At 49.2% G+C, this 16,691-nt stretch carries 17 protein-coding genes and 1 other annotated feature; of the genes, 3 read left to right on the top strand and 14 right to left on the bottom strand.

Annotation, left to right across the window (positions count from 1 at the left end):
• Window positions 1-131 precede the first annotated feature (131 nt).
• The gene (locus tag DW949_RS06175; protein ID WP_059075980.1) at window positions 132-341 is read right to left on the bottom strand and encodes a hypothetical protein; all 210 of its coding nucleotides are present in this window, start codon (window positions 339-341) and stop codon (window positions 132-134) included.
• A gap of 554 nt (window positions 342-895) precedes the next feature.
• Here DW949_RS06175 and DW949_RS06170 point away from each other — a divergent pair.
• Together DW949_RS06170 and DW949_RS06165 are read left to right on the top strand one after the other, a co-directional pair.
• Complete coding sequence (locus DW949_RS06170) at window positions 896-1,453, top strand: DUF3793 family protein (RefSeq protein WP_118022363.1); 558 nt, start codon at window positions 896-898, stop codon at window positions 1,451-1,453.
• Window positions 1,454-1,466: 13 nt separating this feature from the next.
• Complete coding sequence (locus tag DW949_RS06165; RefSeq protein ID WP_118022362.1) at window positions 1,467-1,880, top strand: flavodoxin; 414 nt, start codon at window positions 1,467-1,469, stop codon at window positions 1,878-1,880.
• Window positions 1,881-1,971: 91 nt separating this feature from the next.
• Here DW949_RS06165 and DW949_RS06160 read toward each other — a convergent pair whose 3' ends face one another.
• The 8 genes from DW949_RS06160 to rplM all read right to left on the bottom strand — a co-directional run bounded on the left by DW949_RS06160 (window position 1,972) and on the right by rplM (window position 10,938).
• Window positions 1,972-2,742, bottom strand: coding sequence for an EFR1 family ferrodoxin (locus DW949_RS06160; protein WP_118022361.1), 771 nt, complete (start codon window positions 2,740-2,742; stop codon window positions 1,972-1,974).
• A gap of 229 nt (window positions 2,743-2,971) precedes the next feature.
• The gene (locus tag DW949_RS06155) at window positions 2,972-4,108 is read right to left on the bottom strand and encodes an ABC transporter permease (protein WP_118022360.1); all 1,137 of its coding nucleotides are present in this window, start codon (window positions 4,106-4,108) and stop codon (window positions 2,972-2,974) included.
• Window positions 4,105-5,292 carry an ABC transporter permease gene (locus tag DW949_RS06150; RefSeq protein ID WP_118022359.1) on the bottom strand — a complete coding sequence of 396 codons (1,188 nt, stop codon included), beginning with the start codon at window positions 5,290-5,292 and terminating at the stop codon, window positions 4,105-4,107. Before DW949_RS06150 ends, DW949_RS06155 begins: the two co-directional genes overlap by 4 nt.
• The gene (locus DW949_RS06145; RefSeq protein WP_118022358.1) at window positions 5,289-6,314 is read right to left on the bottom strand and encodes an HlyD family secretion protein; all 1,026 of its coding nucleotides are present in this window, start codon (window positions 6,312-6,314) and stop codon (window positions 5,289-5,291) included. Before DW949_RS06145 ends, DW949_RS06150 begins: the two co-directional genes overlap by 4 nt.
• A gap of 87 nt (window positions 6,315-6,401) precedes the next feature.
• Window positions 6,402-7,031 (bottom strand): TetR/AcrR family transcriptional regulator, encoded by a 630-nt coding sequence (locus DW949_RS06140; RefSeq protein WP_118022357.1) that lies wholly within the window; start codon window positions 7,029-7,031, stop codon window positions 6,402-6,404.
• Window positions 7,032-7,269: 238 nt separating this feature from the next.
• The gene (locus tag DW949_RS06135; RefSeq protein ID WP_158570646.1) at window positions 7,270-9,768 is read right to left on the bottom strand and encodes an autotransporter outer membrane beta-barrel domain-containing protein; all 2,499 of its coding nucleotides are present in this window, start codon (window positions 9,766-9,768) and stop codon (window positions 7,270-7,272) included.
• A 315-nt stretch (window positions 9,769-10,083) separates the two neighbouring features.
• Entirely contained in the window at window positions 10,084-10,476 is a 393-nt protein-coding gene (gene rpsI / locus DW949_RS06130; protein ID WP_118022355.1) for a 30S ribosomal protein S9, read from the bottom strand.
• A 21-nt stretch (window positions 10,477-10,497) separates the two neighbouring features.
• Window positions 10,498-10,938: a 50S ribosomal protein L13 gene (gene rplM, locus DW949_RS06125; protein WP_118022354.1), complete on the bottom strand. Its 441-nt coding sequence runs from the start codon at window positions 10,936-10,938 to the stop codon at window positions 10,498-10,500.
• 193 nt (window positions 10,939-11,131) lie between these two features.
• Window positions 11,132-11,376, top strand: a binding site (T-box leader).
• A gap of 79 nt (window positions 11,377-11,455) precedes the next feature.
• Here rplM and metA point away from each other — a divergent pair.
• Window positions 11,456-12,388: a homoserine O-succinyltransferase gene (gene metA / locus DW949_RS06120; RefSeq protein WP_118022353.1), complete on the top strand. Its 933-nt coding sequence runs from the start codon at window positions 11,456-11,458 to the stop codon at window positions 12,386-12,388.
• Window positions 12,389-12,467: 79 nt separating this feature from the next.
• Here metA and upp read toward each other — a convergent pair whose 3' ends face one another.
• The 5 genes from upp to prfA all read right to left on the bottom strand — a co-directional run bounded on the left by upp (window position 12,468) and on the right by prfA (window position 16,670).
• Complete coding sequence (upp, locus tag DW949_RS06115) at window positions 12,468-13,091, bottom strand: uracil phosphoribosyltransferase (RefSeq protein WP_059075971.1); 624 nt, start codon at window positions 13,089-13,091, stop codon at window positions 12,468-12,470.
• 36 nt (window positions 13,092-13,127) lie between these two features.
• Complete coding sequence (rpiB, locus tag DW949_RS06110; protein ID WP_118022352.1) at window positions 13,128-13,565, bottom strand: ribose 5-phosphate isomerase B; 438 nt, start codon at window positions 13,563-13,565, stop codon at window positions 13,128-13,130.
• A 104-nt stretch (window positions 13,566-13,669) separates the two neighbouring features.
• The gene (locus DW949_RS06105) at window positions 13,670-14,725 is read right to left on the bottom strand and encodes an L-threonylcarbamoyladenylate synthase (RefSeq protein WP_118022351.1); all 1,056 of its coding nucleotides are present in this window, start codon (window positions 14,723-14,725) and stop codon (window positions 13,670-13,672) included.
• A 6-nt stretch (window positions 14,726-14,731) separates the two neighbouring features.
• Complete coding sequence (gene prmC, locus DW949_RS06100) at window positions 14,732-15,595, bottom strand: peptide chain release factor N(5)-glutamine methyltransferase (protein ID WP_370448723.1); 864 nt, start codon at window positions 15,593-15,595, stop codon at window positions 14,732-14,734.
• Window positions 15,585-16,670: a peptide chain release factor 1 gene (gene prfA, locus DW949_RS06095; protein ID WP_118022350.1), complete on the bottom strand. Its 1,086-nt coding sequence runs from the start codon at window positions 16,668-16,670 to the stop codon at window positions 15,585-15,587. The genes prmC and prfA overlap by 11 nt, the downstream gene beginning before the upstream one ends.
• Window positions 16,671-16,691: the final 21 nt, after the last annotated feature.

Here is a 16,691-nt window from a genome sequence, read left to right as displayed (position 1 = left end):
GCGTAATGGAACAGCTCCTTTTGTTGCCTTAAAGTTTTGATATAGAAAGTATACGGTCCATACTTATACTGTACCCATATATATGTGCCTTTAAGACCGGGCAGACTCTATAGGGATATATCGAAGATACTCTACTGCTGTGCTTCCTGTGCGGCAATCATGTCTTCCAGGGCTTCTTTCTGACGCTGCAGTTCTTCCAGGGACGGTGTACCAGCGGCTGCCGGTGCCGGCTGCTGCAGGGCAAGAAGCTGCTGCTGTCTCTGCTGCATGAGCTTATACCCAAAGATACCTGCGACGACGCCAATACCTAAGCCAATCCAAAAGTTTGTATTCTGAAACATAAAAATCCTCTCCTAACTACGGATACAACATATAAAAAATGACAGGAATACACAAATCCCCTTATCTTCTCTATTATAATCACCCAAGTAAATGAATGTCAATAACGAAATAAGCCCTATTTTTAATTAAATCTATTCGTTGTTGTTTTATATATTTATTAATTTCTATATTTAAATATGTATTATATCCAATTTTTATAGCATATAAGCTATAGTTATTCAATATTTATGAATTGTACATTCATGGTAAAATAATGTATTTTTCTCGAAATTAAGAAATTGATTATCATGATTGTATTTGCGTCATGACTTGCATTCCTGCTTATCCACATATCTTATACCTTAATTTTCTGCTTATTTTTATCAAAATTTCCCCGTATTCCCCTTGCTTGTTATCCATATTCATGATATTAACTATCATAAATATATCTTATACCCCGTATTATCGGCATTTTACCCATTGTTTTTGATATTTTATCTCATTATACTATTGACATTCGTTATCATAATTGATATAGTAACTATGGCAGAAACATCCAGGAAGGAGGACTGACATGAACATCGATCACTTACTTGTCACGTACTGTGCGCCGACGCTGGCCCGTCTGAAAATGGGTGCACTGCTCTGTCTTCACCGGGAAGGCACAATGGAAGAATATGAATCCAGCGTAGTGCAGTACAACCAGCAGTACAATAGTAAAGGGCTATATTTCCGTATCCTCTATCAGTGCCCCCAGCGGACGCTGCTATACGTTTTTCGTCCGGAAATGGTAGAAGCCTACACAGAAAAACCGTATATTGCCCGGTTTCTCCAATCCTATGGTTATCATCCGCATAACGGCATATCACAGCTTTTAGATCACCTTTCCCAGCGCTTCCAGGAAGACGGCTGTTTCCCACACGAATCAGGGATTTTCCTGGGGTACCCTCTCGCCGACGTGCTGGGGTTCATTACAAACAAAGGCAATCATGCCAAGTTGTGCGGTGAATGGAAGGTGTATGGCGATGTCCGTCAGGCCGCCACCCTGTTTCATGCCTATACGTGCTGCCGCAAAGACTATATGGGCCGCTTTGCCGTAGGCACGACACTAGAAAAGCTCATCGTAGCATAAGGAGGACTCAATTATGGTAGAAATCGCATATTGGAGTGGTACAGGAAACACAGAAGCTATGGCACAGGAAATCGCCGCCGCTGCTAAAGCTGCCGGTGCTGATGTAGAAAGTGTCCTGATGGAAGATACGACGCCCGATGCTGTTGCCCAGCACGATGTCATTCTCCTCGGTTGCCCTGCTATGGGGTCAGAAGAATTGGAAGACAGCGTCGTCGAACCCTTCTTTACGGCAATCGCTCCTAAATTGAGCGGTAAAAAAGTAGGCCTCTTCGGTTCCTATGGCTGGGGAACCGGTGAATGGATAGACACGTGGAAACAGCGTGCCCAGGACGCAGGCGCTATCGTATTCGGTACGGCTATTGTCAATGAAACGCCCGATAATTCCGAAGAATGCGCTGCTCTCGGTAAAGCAGCGGCCGCACAATAACAAATTTATAGGCCGACTCCTTTTCTCTCATATAAAAACGGGACTGACACAGAATACCCTTCTGCATCAGTCCCGTTTTTATTGTATGTTATCAACGTAGGAACAGATCTTTGACTTCTATATCGGGATGATGATACTGATCTTCCCGGGAAATAGCATGGCCATGTACGAGAATACCACCGGACGGACACCAGTGGGCGCAGGCCATGCACGATACACAGCGGTCACCGACGCGGGCTTTCCCGTTCTTTATGATGATATTATGCATGGGACAGAGCCGCTCACATATCCCGCAGCCCGTACAGGCATCTGTATCCACGCTGATGGCAAAGCGCCGCTTTCCCATGTGGCGGACAAGGGACGTCGCCATAAGTGATCCTGCCAGGGACCGGCGCGCTTCGTCCGTGTTGACCGTCCGGGCCTGTACGGCCGTCGCAATGGATATCAGTTTTTTCCGGGCCTCGTCGAGACGACTGAAATCATAGGTCACGCCTTTTTTCCACGTTGCCGTACTATTGGCAATCATCGGCACGGCCCGCCCATAGGAAAGACGGCAGCGCTTCTGTTCCAGAATTTCCTTCAGGTTGTACAAGGCATTGCCGGCCGTACCGCCGCAGGTAGCTACAGCGTAAAAGTAGGTCGAAGGCGCAAACCGCGTATATTCTACGAATTCACGCACGGGATCAGGCAGATCTCCAAAATAAACGGGAAATACGAAACCGATGACTTTATCCTGGATTCCCCTGCACGTACCGCAGTGAGTCGTAAGATCTATTACATGAACAGCCGTGTCCCCTGTTTCCCTTGCCAGAAGCCGCGCGGCGCTCAACGAATTGCCTGTGCCGGAAAAATAAAGTATCATTTTCCTTCACCCCATTACATCTGATTTTGTCACGTCCTGTTAGTGTTACTTTTTCTTAACTATACTATCACTATAACACATATCACTATAAAATTCCACCTGTTTCACTACATATTGCCATGCAAATCCCTTTCTTACGATGATTTTTCTCTTTTCTGACAATATAGGACGAAAAAAAACAATATCATCAGATGGGGTGAGGCAAAGGCATGCCGGCATATCCTCGTTTCTATCTGGCTCCGTTTTTCATGCGGCGGCAGAACAGGAGGCTTCCAATGACCAGGAATATTGTACCTAATATCAGGAGTGCACAGACATTCCGTTGCAGCAATGCAAAGTGTCCGGATAGGAAAAGTTTCCGCACCGCATTAGAGAGCCATGCCATGGGAAACAGCGATGCGATCATCTGCGTTACCGGGTCCATCGCTTCCATGGGCCAGGTGTACCCGCCGAAAATAAAAGCCGGTACGGTATACATGACCGATGCCCGCACAAATTGTAATTCTGTACGAAATACAGCAGCCCCCATCAGCCCCAGGGATAGTGCCGTATATGCAAATGCTGCCGACAAAGGAACCAGGCTGGATGCCGATGCCCTGTTGGGAATGCCCAGCACATAAGCCAGGAAACAGATAAAACAGAACGATAACATAGTCAGCACCCAGTATACACCAAGCTTTACAGCCAGTATGGTCCATGGCGGGCTGCCTTTTAGTTTCTTGTCATGAATATCGCCCTGCACAGCCGCACCAATCGATAAGAATATGCCCTGCTGCATAGCAGCCAGAGCAAGTCCCAGGACAAAGAACATCATATAACTCTGGGTCGGGTTATTCAGTACGCGCAGGGAGGTATGGACCGGGGAAATGCGGCGGCCCAGCATGCCTTCATCACCACTGGTGCGCAGGGCCGCCTGCCGGGCAGCTACGCGGTCATTGAAGGCGTTGATGACATCACTGGCAGCGGTACTGGAAATATTGGTCGTAATGATGTTGGCCCCGTTCATCATGACCAGGACCTGACTGCTCTGGCCGGTAAGGATCTGTTTGGCAAAATCCTGCGGGATGAGAACAGCCGTATACGCCTGCTTTTCTCTCATCATCTGTCGTGCTTCTTCCTCATCGGATACGACGCGGACCACAGAAAAACTGTCCGTATCCGTAAAATGTTTCGTAAGGGCACGGCTGTACGCCGTATGGGATTCATCGCAGATGACCGTCGGAATATCTTTGACGACACCGGGATAATACAAGATGCCAAAGAGAATCAGATAGGCTGCTGCTGCGCCAAACAGAAAAATAGCACGCCGGGCATCGTGGACAAAGGCATTTGTAAGCTCCCGGCCAATGCATTGCAACAAGCTCATAGTGTCGTTTCTCCTTTCTCACGGCGGAACACGTGGCGTATCAGATTCACTGTTCCATACCGCCGCCGCACAATAAACACTCCCCAGGCTAGGAGCAGACACAGTCCTCCCATGAGCAGCATCTGCAGGCACTGGCTGTACAGGGCCGGCGCATATCCCGACAGCAGCAGATCGCGGACGACATCGGCACCATGGCGCATGGGGAAAATAAAGGCAATCACTTCTGCCAGCTGATTCATATAGAAATCGGGCCAGCTCAGGCCACTGTACAGAAGTCCCGGCATGATATATAAAAGCGGCTCCTGAAGGGACATGACTTCGTCCGGGCTGCAGACGGCAAATAATGTCATAATGCACGATACAGTCAGCGTAAAGACAGCCATGATCAGCCCTAAATCAAAGAAACTCCCCCGTGCGGGAATGGCAAAACAGGTATGTAAGAAAATCAGTGACACAAAAAACGACAGGACGGACAATCCCCACACGGGCAATATTTTAGCGGCGATGATTTTCCAGGAAGGCACCTGCTTCCGGTAAACACGATGGTGAAATTCCCGGGCCACCAGCGGACAAATGACCAGCATAATGGCAATCTGCAACCCATTCATCGTAAGTCCTGCCAGCATAAACGGGGAATATCCCGTTGTCGGGTTGTTGATAATCCGGATGCCCATACGCACGGGATAGGCCATAGACATGGCCGCCTGGGGCAGCTGGTTACCGGCTTCCAGAAGCTGTGATGCAATGCCTACGGCCAGAGTCTTATTGATTTCATTGGCAGCGGTCATTGCTGCGTTGCCAAACATATTATTGGCCGAATCGACGAGTATCAGCAAATCAATGGGGTCCCCCGTTTTGATTTTTTTTGATAAATCCGCCGGAATATACAGTGCAGCTATGGCACTGCCGGACTGCAGGGCGTCGGTCATGTCTTCGGCATGGTACACTTCTCCCGTAATGGAAAATTTTTCGGAATCACTATACGCCTGAATGACCGTCCGGCTTACAGGAGACTGTTCTTCATCACAAATAATGAGAGGAATCCGTTCCACTGAATTCTGGTAGTAAATGATACCGAAAGCCAGGGTGAACGCCAGAGGGAGCAAAAACAAAATGGGCGCCACGGGAAACCGCCCTTTCCAGAGAATTCCCCATTCCCGCCGGAGTATCTGCAAAAAGGTCATACTGCCTCACCTGCCAATAAACGGAAGCGCATGCCGGGACGAAGGAAAGAATCATTCACCTGCACTTTGATGTTGAAGCTGATAATATCCGTGTCGTCCCCCCGTTCACTTGTCGCCCGCTGGGTAGCAAATTCCGACTTTTTACTGATATCGGTAATCGTTCCGGTCACTTTTGTCTTACCGTCCCGTGCCAGGAGGGTCACCTGCTGTCCCAGGCGGAATTCTTTCAATCTCGTTTCAGGAACCTTGAAATTGACCCAGTTGTCCGTCGGATCTTGTACGGCTACCAGAGGCGTACCGAGGGAAATCATAGATCCTTCTTCAATGTATTTGGCTGTAATCACTCCATCAAAAGGTGCCTTGATTTCCGTTTCATCGAGAGACACTTCAATCTGCTGCAGCTGGGCATGAGCGGCTTCCAGTTTTTTCTGGACCGCGTCGGCATTCGCCGTATTGACATCAGTCTGTAATAATCCGGCCTGAGCAGATGCATAGCCGGACTGGGCCTGGGAATATGCAGCCTGGGCTACTTCATACTTCGTCTTATATCCATCAAAGACGGCCTTAGAAACGGCTCCCTTCTGATACAATTCCTGATAGCAGTTGAAATCTTTTTCTGCCAGATCCAGATTGGACTGGGCCTTGTCTATACCGGCCGAAGCCGTATCCAGAGTAGAATGAGAAGTACTGTCCTTAAGTGTCGTCACCACATCGGCCTGCCGTACCTGCGCTTCCAGCGCTTTGATATTGGCTTCGGCCTGTGCCTTCTGGGCCAGTAAGTCACGCTGATCAATATATGCGATGACATCACCTTTGTGGACAGTATCCCCTTCCTTGACATTGAGCTGGATGACCCGGCCGGCCACCTTGGAATTAATATCGATTTCCTTGGCATCAGACCGGCCCCATGTTTCATCCGATGCGTTTCCTGCCTGCTGGAGGCTGCACCCGCTGGAAAGAACCATCACCAGCAGCACCCCTGCCAGCAGGCATACATATTTTTTACACTGTATTTTTTTCATTACGGATCCTCCTGTTCATTTCGCCAATTGAACACGTTCAAAAAATCTGTAAAAAACACGTATCCGGCAGGGCCCGGATACGCAGCTTCATTGCTGATGAATCATCGTATTGGCGATATCCCTGATTTCCGGCAGCCGCTCCCGCAGCCGTTCCAGGACGGCGTCGGTTTCATCGCAGTCTACTCCCAATAGTTCCAGTGCCGTACGCAGACAGATTTCACTGTACCGGCCGGCATCGACGGAAGTAGAAAAGCCGAACTGGATGACATAACTCCGCATAGCCCCTTTAATCAGAAGGGACCGGAGAAATATGTCCTCACGGGAAAGAGTCAGGCTGTCACCAAAAATCTGTATGGTCATTTCCGTCAGATGATTCGTTATTTTTTCAAAAATGACCGGTGAGGTATAGCCTTCATAATACGTTTCCCGTACCAGCTCGTTCATACGGACCGCTTCAAACTCGACCTGACACAAGGCGGCATAGCGGAACGCCGGCGATTCGTCATGAAAATGCTCACCAATGAGATAGTTGCACTGATGGAACAGAGATAATACGAGAGATTGAAAAATATCTTCCTTATTCTTAAAAAAATAGTAAATACTGCCCGTCAGGACACCGGACTCTTCGACAATCTGGCGTATGGTCGTCTTCTTGTATCCCTGATGAACGAATAAATCCTTTGCCGTCGCCAGGATGCGCTGGCGCACACCATTCATATTCTCCCGATTCTTTTTCGTTATTCTCACCGCCTTGAACGCGTTCAATATTACAAATATAGTGTAAAATGAAATAGGAAAGTTGTCAAGAAAAAAAGGCCTTCAGTTAAAAAATTGAACAAGACTCAAAAAGCCCCGCTAAAAAGAATCACCATGCGGGGCCTTTTTGATAAACCTATTCTTTTTTCGTACCTATACGATGGAGCAATCTCTTCTTTATTGCTTCTTTATTGCTTCTTTACCATAAGAAACGAAGTCCTGCATTGAATTGCCATTTTGTTGTTACATCCCCACCAAAAGACTTTTCAACGTCTCCATAAAGAACAGTATTGTCCGTCAGGGACACTTTGCCACCGAGTCCAAAGGTATACCACGTATCTCCGCCATCACAATGCTGATAATAGGAGGCATCGGTTCCCCAAAGGGCCATGTCCCAATCTCCGGAAAATTCATGGAGGACATTGAATTTTAAGTAAATCTGATTGGGTTCCTGTCCTTTTGGCGTAGCAAAAGATTTGCCCAGTCGGAACCCTAGTCTGCCAATCAGGCTGTCTTCTCCATCATCATGTACTTTGACGCCATTCGATAACGTATAGTCACTTCCGCCAGATTTGCCATATACCAGCTGAGATTGCGGCTCGATGAACCATTCACCACCCATGTCGAACTTACGGCCATATTCGGCACTGACCATCCAGGCATGATCCGAATAGTCTGCATCTGCCGCTTTCATGCCATCATGGTAAATATTGTATTTGTTGTTATAGTGGCTGTACGATAAGACATAATCCATATAATGGCCTTTGCTGCCAGCCCAGCCAGCATACAAGGAGCCACCGTAGCTGCGCATGTCGCCATCGCCATGATGGTAGTCTACATCACCCATGGCACTGTGAAAAGCTCCGCCGATATGCCATTTGCCATTCTGATGGTCAGCCACAGTCCGGTCATACCCTAATTGGTAGAAATCCCAACGATAATTGTAATGACCATATTTATCCGATTCCGTTTCCCCTGATTTCATGCGGAACCAGACGCCATCTTCCGTATCACTATAGTCCCGCAGTTCACCCAGGCGCTGATTCAACGTGTCGATGTTCCGGTGCGATAACAAATCACCATGTATAGCAGAGGCAGCGGCTACAGGGACCTTAATATTATCCGTCGGATTTTCGGAATAATCGACAAAATACCAGTCATTGCCGTTAGTCCCAAACCGGCCAGATACAATATTCTTATCAATGACCGGCGTATAATCAAACAGGGCACCGTCTGAAATGTCCGAGGTCTTAGTAATCGCCTTAAAAGTAATGCCCGCAGCGGCATCGGCAAAGCGGACCGGATTGTCGGGGCTGACACCTTTCAGCGCAGAAATATCCGCTGGTTGGACATAGACCAGGCCCGAGCCATCTTTGATGGTGAAGAAATCGGTACCCGCATTGCGATAGGCTCCATTTACTTTGGCCCCGCTGGCATCCATGACGACAGTCCCTTCATTGGATTTCAAGTTATACAGGACCAGGTTATTGACCGTATCCGTATCCTCAGTATGTACGTTATAAGCATGTGTATCAATGATGCCGCCTTTATCGAGGGTAATGGCACTCAGATAATTGCTCCGTGTATCCAGCCCCTGTGCATCTTTTCCACGCAACATGATATCAGGAACCCATTTGGCTCCATCAGCCAACGTAACTTGCAGCTGGCTGTCATCGCGAACGGCACCATACGTTTGTGTCGCTTCATCATATTTAATCAGGCCGACACCAGCGCCGTACCAATAGGAATCTTTACCAGAAAAGCCAATGCGGATAGTTCCTGCTTTTGCATCGAGGTTGCCATAAATCTGAACAGTATTATCCGGATTCAGGATAGTTCCGTCTTCTTTAGCATTGATATTGATTGTCGAACCACCACCGTGCTTGGCTGACACAGCATCGTTCTTGCTGATGGTATTCACGTTCCCCTTAGTATCGATGTCATACTCATTGTCATATCCATCATGTGTTCCCGTGGCGATGTGGTCGTTGATATAGGTATTCCCCGTGACATTGATGACCGCCCCTTGGTCAGCATATAAACCATTATGCGCAATGCTGCGTCCCGTCGTGTTATTGGGATCCAGTTTGGTATCAATGTATAGATTGCCGATTTGAGTGGTCCCTTTCCCAATGAAATAGGCATTAGTATTGACGATACCGCTGTCTTTAATGGCATTTTTCAAATCTGATTTAATCGTCAAATTATCAAATTGATTACCACCGCCACTATAAATACCATAAACGCCACTGCCTCCATATCTATGGGACAATAATCCATCGACCTGCAGATTTACATCATGGATCGCAGTATTTCCTGATTCCAGCAAAATAGTCTGATAATCACTCTTTCCATAATCGGCCATAGTCATAGACGAATCGGCCCCAAGAGTAGCACGAACAGTATATGAATTCAGATTTTTCTTGGAATTCATAATGACAAGGCCCCGCTTTTCTTTTGAAAGCTTATCGCCTGTATCATACGTAAAATTCCCATCCTTGAGCAGTCCACTCGTATCCACTTGAAGGCTGGGGTCTTTGTCATTCTGGGTTACTGTATCATCTCCGTTGATATATAGAATCTGTTCATATGGCGGTCCCTCAGCAGCATACACATCTACACTACCTAATCCTCCCAGGGTACAACCAGCAACCAGACTGAATAAGATAAGTCGTCGCAAATTCCGTCCGCTCTTCATATGCATCCCTCCATGTTTTTATATTTTTCATGTATTATATGTTAATATTATATATCTTATTTTAATTATTTCAATGCAGCATCGCCTACATTACAATAAAGAGCATAACAAATTTAAATATATATAGAATTGTAATAACATCAGGCTGTGAATCACTTATAATTTGTATATTGTACGTGTATTACAGGACTTACGCATTTGAATTTATTCAAAGTTAATCGATCTTCATAAAAATCAGACATTAAAAAAAACCGCATGAACGGTTTGTTCATGCGGTTTATCTGTTGCATAGGTTTGTGGAAATATACGCGTATATTAACGTTTGCTGAACTGGGAAGCCTTACGGGCTTTCTTGAGGCCGTATTTACGGCGTTCTTTTTCACGCGGATCACGTGTCAGAAGGCCAGCTTTTTTGAGGGGTTGACGGAAATCAGCATCGACTTCGAGAAGTGCGCGGCTGATACCGTGACGGATAGCGCCAGCCTGGCCGGACGGGCCACCGCCTTTTACGTCAGCGATGACATCATACTGTTCCGTAACGCCGGTCAGTACGAGGGGCTGTCTAATAACGAGTTCCAGCGTTTTACGGCCGAAATATTCGGTTAATCCTTTTTTGTTTACTGTGATATTACCCTGACCCGGAACCAGACGAACTCTGGCAACGGAGGTTTTTCTACGGCCAGTGCCGTAGTACTGTGCTACTGCCATGAAATCTTCCTCCCGGTTATATTAACGAATGTCCAACTTTAATTCTTCTGGCTGCTGTGCCTGATGCGGATGTTCAGCACCAGCATATACGTTCAGTTTGCGATACATCTGTTCACCCAGCTTGTTCTTCGGCAGCATGCCGCGAACAGCCATTTCAACAACGCGTTCCGGACGTTTTTCAAGCATGTGGCCTGCCTGTGTAAACGAAGAACCACCGGGATAACCGGAATGACGGAAATACGTCTTCTGAATGAGTTTTTTACCTGTGAGTTTTACTTTTGCTGCGTTTACAACGATTACATAATCGCCTGTATCTACATGCGGGGTAAATGTCGGTTTATGTTTTCCCCGAAGAACTTTTGCGACTTCGGCAGCAAGACGACCTAATGTCTGACCTTCAGCGTCAACAACATACCATTTACGTTCAATGTTGCTGGCGTTGGCCATAAATGTAGTTTTCATGCTGTATAATCCTCCCTGAATAACTATCTTAAGCCTAAGCTTTAGGATCTTTTTCTCCGGGGCTGGTGGAGTCCAAGTGAAAAGCTTACTTATGTATATTACCCGTCCCGGCAGTCTTTGTCAAGTTATTTTTCTTACAATTTCTATTTGACAATCTGGTATAAGCGTGTTAGAATGAGCCCATCAACTTGATAGTGTTGCTAAGACGAGAAGAGTATGCAGCAGGGACTGTCACAGAGAGCTCCTGTCCGGTGCAAGGGAGCACAGAAAGCGCTGCAGAAGATGGACTCTGAGCAGGCGTGCCGAATAGTCAGGCCGTCCGGTTGTACCCGTTATCGTACTATGGTATTGATGGCCCCAGGGCCTGCGTACCTGAAGAGGCTGTTTTCGTGAGAAAGCAGTGAAATTGGGTGGTATCACGGTGCTTCCGTCCCTTGTTGGGACGGGAGCTTTTTTTGTATCATGCCGGCAACCGTCAAGTAACTCACATATATCACAAGAAAAGAGGAATCACATTATGCCTATCAAAATCATTGACGGTTTATCTGCAAAAGAAAAATTACACGAAGAAGGAATCGCGACCATTGACCGCCGCAAAGCACTCCACCAGGACATCCGTCCCCTGCGCATCCTGATCCTGAATCTCATGCCTCTCAAGAAAATCACGGAACTACAGTACCTCCGTCTCCTCGGCGATTCTCCCCTGCAGGTAGAGGTCGATTTCTGTCATACCGCTACCCATGTGAGCAGCAACACCGACGCCTCCTACCTCGATGCCAATTATTGCACCTTTGACGAAATCAGGGACAAGTACTATGACGGCTTTATCATCACCGGCGCACCGGTAGAAACGCTGCCCTTCGAAGAAGTCGATTACTGGCCGGAACTGATAAAATATCTGGACTGGTCCCGTACCCATGTCTATTCCACCTTGTCCTTCTGCTGGGGAGCCCAGGCCGCACTCTATCATTTCTATCATATCCAGAAGCAGCTCCTGCCCCAGAAGTTGTTCGGCATATACGAATACCAGCTCACGCGGCGCCATCATCCGCTCTTGCGGGGATTCGATGACCGGTATTTCATTCCCCAGTCGCGCCATACGGCTATCGATGACATTGCCGTCTACAATACACCGGAGTTGGAAATCCTCTCCCGCAATACCAAAAACGGTATCAATATCATCGGCACGCCAAACAACCGGCAGTTTTTCGTCCTCGGCCACTTTGAATACGACAGGGATACGCTGGCTAAAGAATACCTGCGCGACAAAAACAAGGGACTGCCCATCGCTCCGCCGGCCAACTATTATCCCCATGACGATGACCGCAATACGCCGGCCTTTACCTGGTGCAGTTATGCCCATATCTTCTACCACAACTGGCTCAACCTGGTCTATCAGGAAACGCCCTATGTGCCGGAAGAAATCGGCCACGTCGCCTGCGCCCACTGATGACAAAAAAGACTGTAACGAAACGGCATGGCCCATTTCGTTACAGTCTTTTTATATGGGAATCGCATTCCCTTTTTTGTTATTTCGTGCCAAAAATGCGGTCACCGGCATCGCCCAGACCGGGCAGGATGTAGCAGTTTTCATTCAGACGGTCATCGAGGGCGGCTGCATAAATCTTGACATCGGGATGTTCACGGTTCAGGCACTGCACCCCTTCAGGAGCTGCGACCAGACAAATGAACTTGATGTTTTTGATTCCCCGCTGCTTGAGCAGTGTAATCGCTGCCGAAGCGCTGCCACCGGTAGCCAGCATCGGATCGACGATGATGAAATCACGACCTTCGATATCGGGCATCTTGCAATAATATTCGACGGGTTTCTTCGTTTCCGGATCCCGGTACAGGCCGATGTGCCCTACTTTGGCCATAGGCATGAGATTGAGCATGCCCTGTACCATTCCCAGGCCGGCGCGCAGGATCGGGACGATGACCAGCTTTTTGCCGCTGATCTGTTTGCCTGTCATCTTCTGCAGCGGCGTTTCGATTTCTATATCTTCCAGCGGCAGGTCCCGGGTGATTTCATATGCCATGAGCATGGTAATTTCTTCCAGAAGTTCACGGAAATCCTTGGAATCTGTTTCTTTTTTCCGCATCAGCGTCACTTTATGCTGAATCAGCGGATGGTTTAATACTTCGATCTGCATGTGGTATAATCCTTTCTTCACGAACCGCCTCGCGGCTTATTTATCCATTTCCTTAATCATATTGACCCGGACTTCATGACGCCCGCCGTCAAATCCCGTAGAAAGGAAAATACGGACGATTTCCCTTGCAAGGCCCGGCCCGATGACCCGGCCGCCCATGGTGAGGATATTGGCGTCATTGTGGCGGCGGCAATATTCGGCCGAGAACATATCGTGGCACAACGCAGCCCGGATGCCATGGACCTTGTTGGCAGCAATACCGATACCGATGCCGGTACCGCAGATAAGGATGCCTCTGTCAAACGTACCGTCTGCAACGGCTTGTGCAACTTTTTTGGCAATGACCGGATAGTCACACCGTTCCGGTGTATGTGTGCCATAGTCGGTATAGGCAATCCCCTGTTCGTCCAGGTACTGCTTGATGTTTTCCTTCAAATCAAAACCACCGTGGTCGGCACCAATTACTAATTTCATAGACTGATTCCTCCTGTACATAAATAAAATAAACACAGATGCGACAGACACCCTTGCTTTTCTTATTTATTATACTCTGACAGGACAGAAAAATAAAGCATTCGTTATACGGAGCGCACATCGCCTCCGGCAGATTTTTTCATGCGGTTCATGATGGCCATTCCCAGGCCTCCTTCATCGGTACCTTCGGCCAGGATATGGTCTACGTGGACACTGTCAAAGAACAACAGACCCGTGTAGAGCTGGGCTGCCAGGGCCGCTTTGTCGCCGTGATCGCCCCAGATATACATGGCGTCTTTCGGGAAGGCTTCTGCCGTCTGGCGGCTGACGAGAAAGCCAACTTTCTTTCCTTCTGCCGTCAGTTCCAGCGCCTGCTGTGCCATGGCCTGCTGTACGTGCTCTACGGAGCCCACATAGACCGTAACCGGAGCCGACGGCGCATAGTGGCGGTACTTCATCCCCGGTGCCTTGGGCACGCCTTTTCCTGTTATGATATTGCGGTCTACATCGACCTTTCCTTTTCCGACGACTTCTTCCAGCATAGCAAGAGTCACACCGCCGGGACGGAGAATGGTGACCGTATCGTCGTCATGACATTCAATAATCGTCGATTCGACGCCGATATGGCAGGGGCCGCCATCGATGATCATATCGACCCGTCCATCCATGTCGTGGGCCACTTCTTCCGCCGTCGTCGGGCTGGGCCGGCCGGACCGGTTGGCACTGGGAGCGGCTACGGGCACACCGGCAGCCTTGAGGAATGCATGAGCAATGTCGTGGTCCGGGCAGCGCAGGGCAACTGTATCCAGCCCTCCCGTCGCGGCATCGGGCACGCAGGATTTACGCGGGAATATGATTGTGAGAGGCCCCGGCCAGAACGCGTCGAGGAGCTTCTGTGCCGTCGGCGAAATATACGCCGCTACCTGATGGGCCGCTTCCTGGTCCGGTACGGTCAGGATGAGCGGATTATCGCTGGGCCGTCCCTTGGCCGCATAAATGCTGCGGCAGCAGTCGGCATCGAGACCGTTGGCACCAATGCCATATACCGTTTCTGTCGGGAATACGACGATACCGCCATCCCGGATGATGCGGCCTGCTTCTTCCAGTATAGCTTTATCTTTTTCTACGTCCGTTATGCGGACCATTTTTGTCTGTTTCACACATATCTACTCTTTTCGCTGAAAAACGACGACCCGTTCAATGCCGCCATAATCGTTTACTATTCGTTGTAATGCAAAATGACCGGTACTGGTAAAAATCGAGGCAATATCCCGGCTCTGGCCGGCACCGGCCTCGATGGCGCAAAAGCCGTCTACCTTTACGTAGGGCACGACATCCCCGGCGATGCGGCGGTAATACTCCAGACCGTCTTCACCTCCGAACAGGGCCAGTGCCGGATCATGACGCACTTCGGGCTGCAGGTGATGCATATCGTCTGCCGTCAGATACGGCGGGTTGGATACGACCCAGTCATAGGCAGCCGGCGGCACTGATGCCAGAAGGTCACTTATCTTCCAGCTCACCCGGTCCGAAAGGCCCAGTCGTTCCCCGTTCTTCCGGGCTACGTCCAGAGCCTGCTGCGAAATATCGACGCCCAGCCCCCGGCACTGCGGCCGTTCATGAAGGACGCTCAGCAAGATGGCTCCGCTTCCCGTCCCGATATCGAGGATATGTGCCTGTGAATCCTGCGTTAGCTGCTCCAGCACGGTTTCAACCAGCATTTCCGTTTCCGGCCGGGGAATGAGTACCTGTTCATTGACCAGAAAATCCAGCCCCATGAACGACTTTTCTCCCAGAATATGGGCCACGGACAGACGATCCGCCCGCTTTTTCACCAGTTCCCGGTAGGCAGCCAGTTCCTCTGTCGTCATGGGCTCATCATAATGGGCATACAGATAAATCCGCTCCTTGTTCAGCACGTGGGACAGGAGGATTTCCGCATCGAGGCGCGGCGAATCGATGCCTTTCGACGTAAAGAACTGCGTCGTCCACGCAAGGAGCGCCCCGATGGTCCACAGTTTATTCATCATCCGATTCTTCCTTCATCAGCTCTGCCCGGTGCGCTTCTGCCAGAGCCTGAATAAATTCATCGAGATCGCCGTTGAGGACATTTTCCAGCTTGTACAGCGTCAGGTTGATGCGGTGGTCCGTTACCCGGCCCTGGGGGAAATTATAGGTACGGATCCGTTCGCTCCGGTCGCCTGTACCGACCTGGCTGCGCCGTGCTTCTGTTACTTCCGCATCGGCTTCCTGCTGGGCCTTGTCCAGCAGGCGTGCTTTCAGTACGCGCATCGCCTTGGCCCGGTTTTCCAGCTGGGACCGTTCATCCTGACATTCGACGACAATCCCCGTCGGGATATGGGTCATGCGGACAGCCGAACTCGTCTTATTGACGTGCTGGCCGCCAGCCCCACTGGAACGATAATAATCAACGCGTACATCGTCCATATTCAGATTGACTTCTACGTCTTCTGCTTCGGGCAGTACGGCAACCGTAGCCGTAGACGTGTGGATACGGCCGCCCGCTTCCGTAACGGGGACACGCTGTACGCGATGTACGCCCGATTCATATTTCAGCTTGCCATAGACACCATGGCCTTCGACAGAGAAAATAACTTCCTTAAATCCGCCCAGTTCCGGTGCATTGGAACTGATGATGCTGGCTTTCCAGCCGGGCTGCTTTTCGATGTATTTCATATACATGCGGAATAAATCGCCGGCAAAGAGGGCCGCTTCATCGCCGCCGGCACCGCCACGGATTTCCATGATGACGTTCTTGTCATCCCGCGGATCTTTGGGCAGCATGAGGATATGCAGTTCGTCTTCCAGCCCGGACTGTTTCTTTTCCAGTTCCGCTAATTCCTCTTTGGCCATGGCAATGATTTCCCCATCGCTTTCCGGGTCTTTCAATAGTTCCCGGTCGCCCTGGATCTGCTCCGTCACATCCTTGTACTGGCGGTACGTTTCCACAATCGGGGCCAGCGATGCATGTTCCTTCGTCAGTTTCTGCCATTCCTCCTGCCGGGCAATGACCGACGGGTCACTGATGCGTTGTTCCAGATCTATAAATTTATTTTCAACGGCCTGCACTTTATCAATAAACACGTAAATACCTCTCTTTCTTTA

It is taken from the genome of Megasphaera sp. AM44-1BH (assembly GCF_003467125.1).
GTDB lineage: Bacteria > Bacillota > Negativicutes > Veillonellales > Megasphaeraceae > Megasphaera.
The sequence above is the reverse complement of the archived record's forward strand: the minus strand, read 5'-3'. Positions and strand labels throughout refer to the sequence as shown.

What these genes read in the sequence shown, in the direction of transcription:
- DW949_RS06175 (WP_059075980.1), bottom strand. Translation starts at nt 341, where the DNA reads ATGTTTCAGAATACAAACTTTTGGATTGGCTTAGGTATTGGCGTCGTC.
- DW949_RS06170 (WP_118022363.1), top strand. Translation starts at nt 896, where the DNA reads ATGAACATCGATCACTTACTTGTCACGTACTGTGCGCCGACGCTGGCC.
- DW949_RS06165 (WP_118022362.1), top strand. Translation starts at nt 1,467, where the DNA reads ATGGTAGAAATCGCATATTGGAGTGGTACAGGAAACACAGAAGCTATG.
- DW949_RS06160 (WP_118022361.1), bottom strand. Translation starts at nt 2,742, where the DNA reads ATGATACTTTATTTTTCCGGCACAGGCAATTCGTTGAGCGCCGCGCGG.
- DW949_RS06155 (WP_118022360.1), bottom strand. Translation starts at nt 4,108, where the DNA reads ATGAGCTTGTTGCAATGCATTGGCCGGGAGCTTACAAATGCCTTTGTC.
- DW949_RS06150 (WP_118022359.1), bottom strand. Translation starts at nt 5,292, where the DNA reads ATGACCTTTTTGCAGATACTCCGGCGGGAATGGGGAATTCTCTGGAAA.
- DW949_RS06145 (WP_118022358.1), bottom strand. Translation starts at nt 6,314, where the DNA reads ATGAAAAAAATACAGTGTAAAAAATATGTATGCCTGCTGGCAGGGGTG.
- DW949_RS06140 (WP_118022357.1), bottom strand. Translation starts at nt 7,031, where the DNA reads ATGAATGGTGTGCGCCAGCGCATCCTGGCGACGGCAAAGGATTTATTC.
- DW949_RS06135 (WP_158570646.1), bottom strand. Translation starts at nt 9,768, where the DNA reads ATGAAGAGCGGACGGAATTTGCGACGACTTATCTTATTCAGTCTGGTT.
- rpsI (WP_118022355.1), bottom strand. Translation starts at nt 10,476, where the DNA reads ATGGCAGTAGCACAGTACTACGGCACTGGCCGTAGAAAAACCTCCGTT.
- rplM (WP_118022354.1), bottom strand. Translation starts at nt 10,938, where the DNA reads ATGAAAACTACATTTATGGCCAACGCCAGCAACATTGAACGTAAATGG.
- metA (WP_118022353.1), top strand. Translation starts at nt 11,456, where the DNA reads ATGCCTATCAAAATCATTGACGGTTTATCTGCAAAAGAAAAATTACAC.
- upp (WP_059075971.1), bottom strand. Translation starts at nt 13,091, where the DNA reads ATGCAGATCGAAGTATTAAACCATCCGCTGATTCAGCATAAAGTGACG.
- rpiB (WP_118022352.1), bottom strand. Translation starts at nt 13,565, where the DNA reads ATGAAATTAGTAATTGGTGCCGACCACGGTGGTTTTGATTTGAAGGAA.
- prmC (WP_370448723.1), bottom strand. Translation starts at nt 15,595, where the DNA reads ATGATGAATAAACTGTGGACCATCGGGGCGCTCCTTGCGTGGACGACG.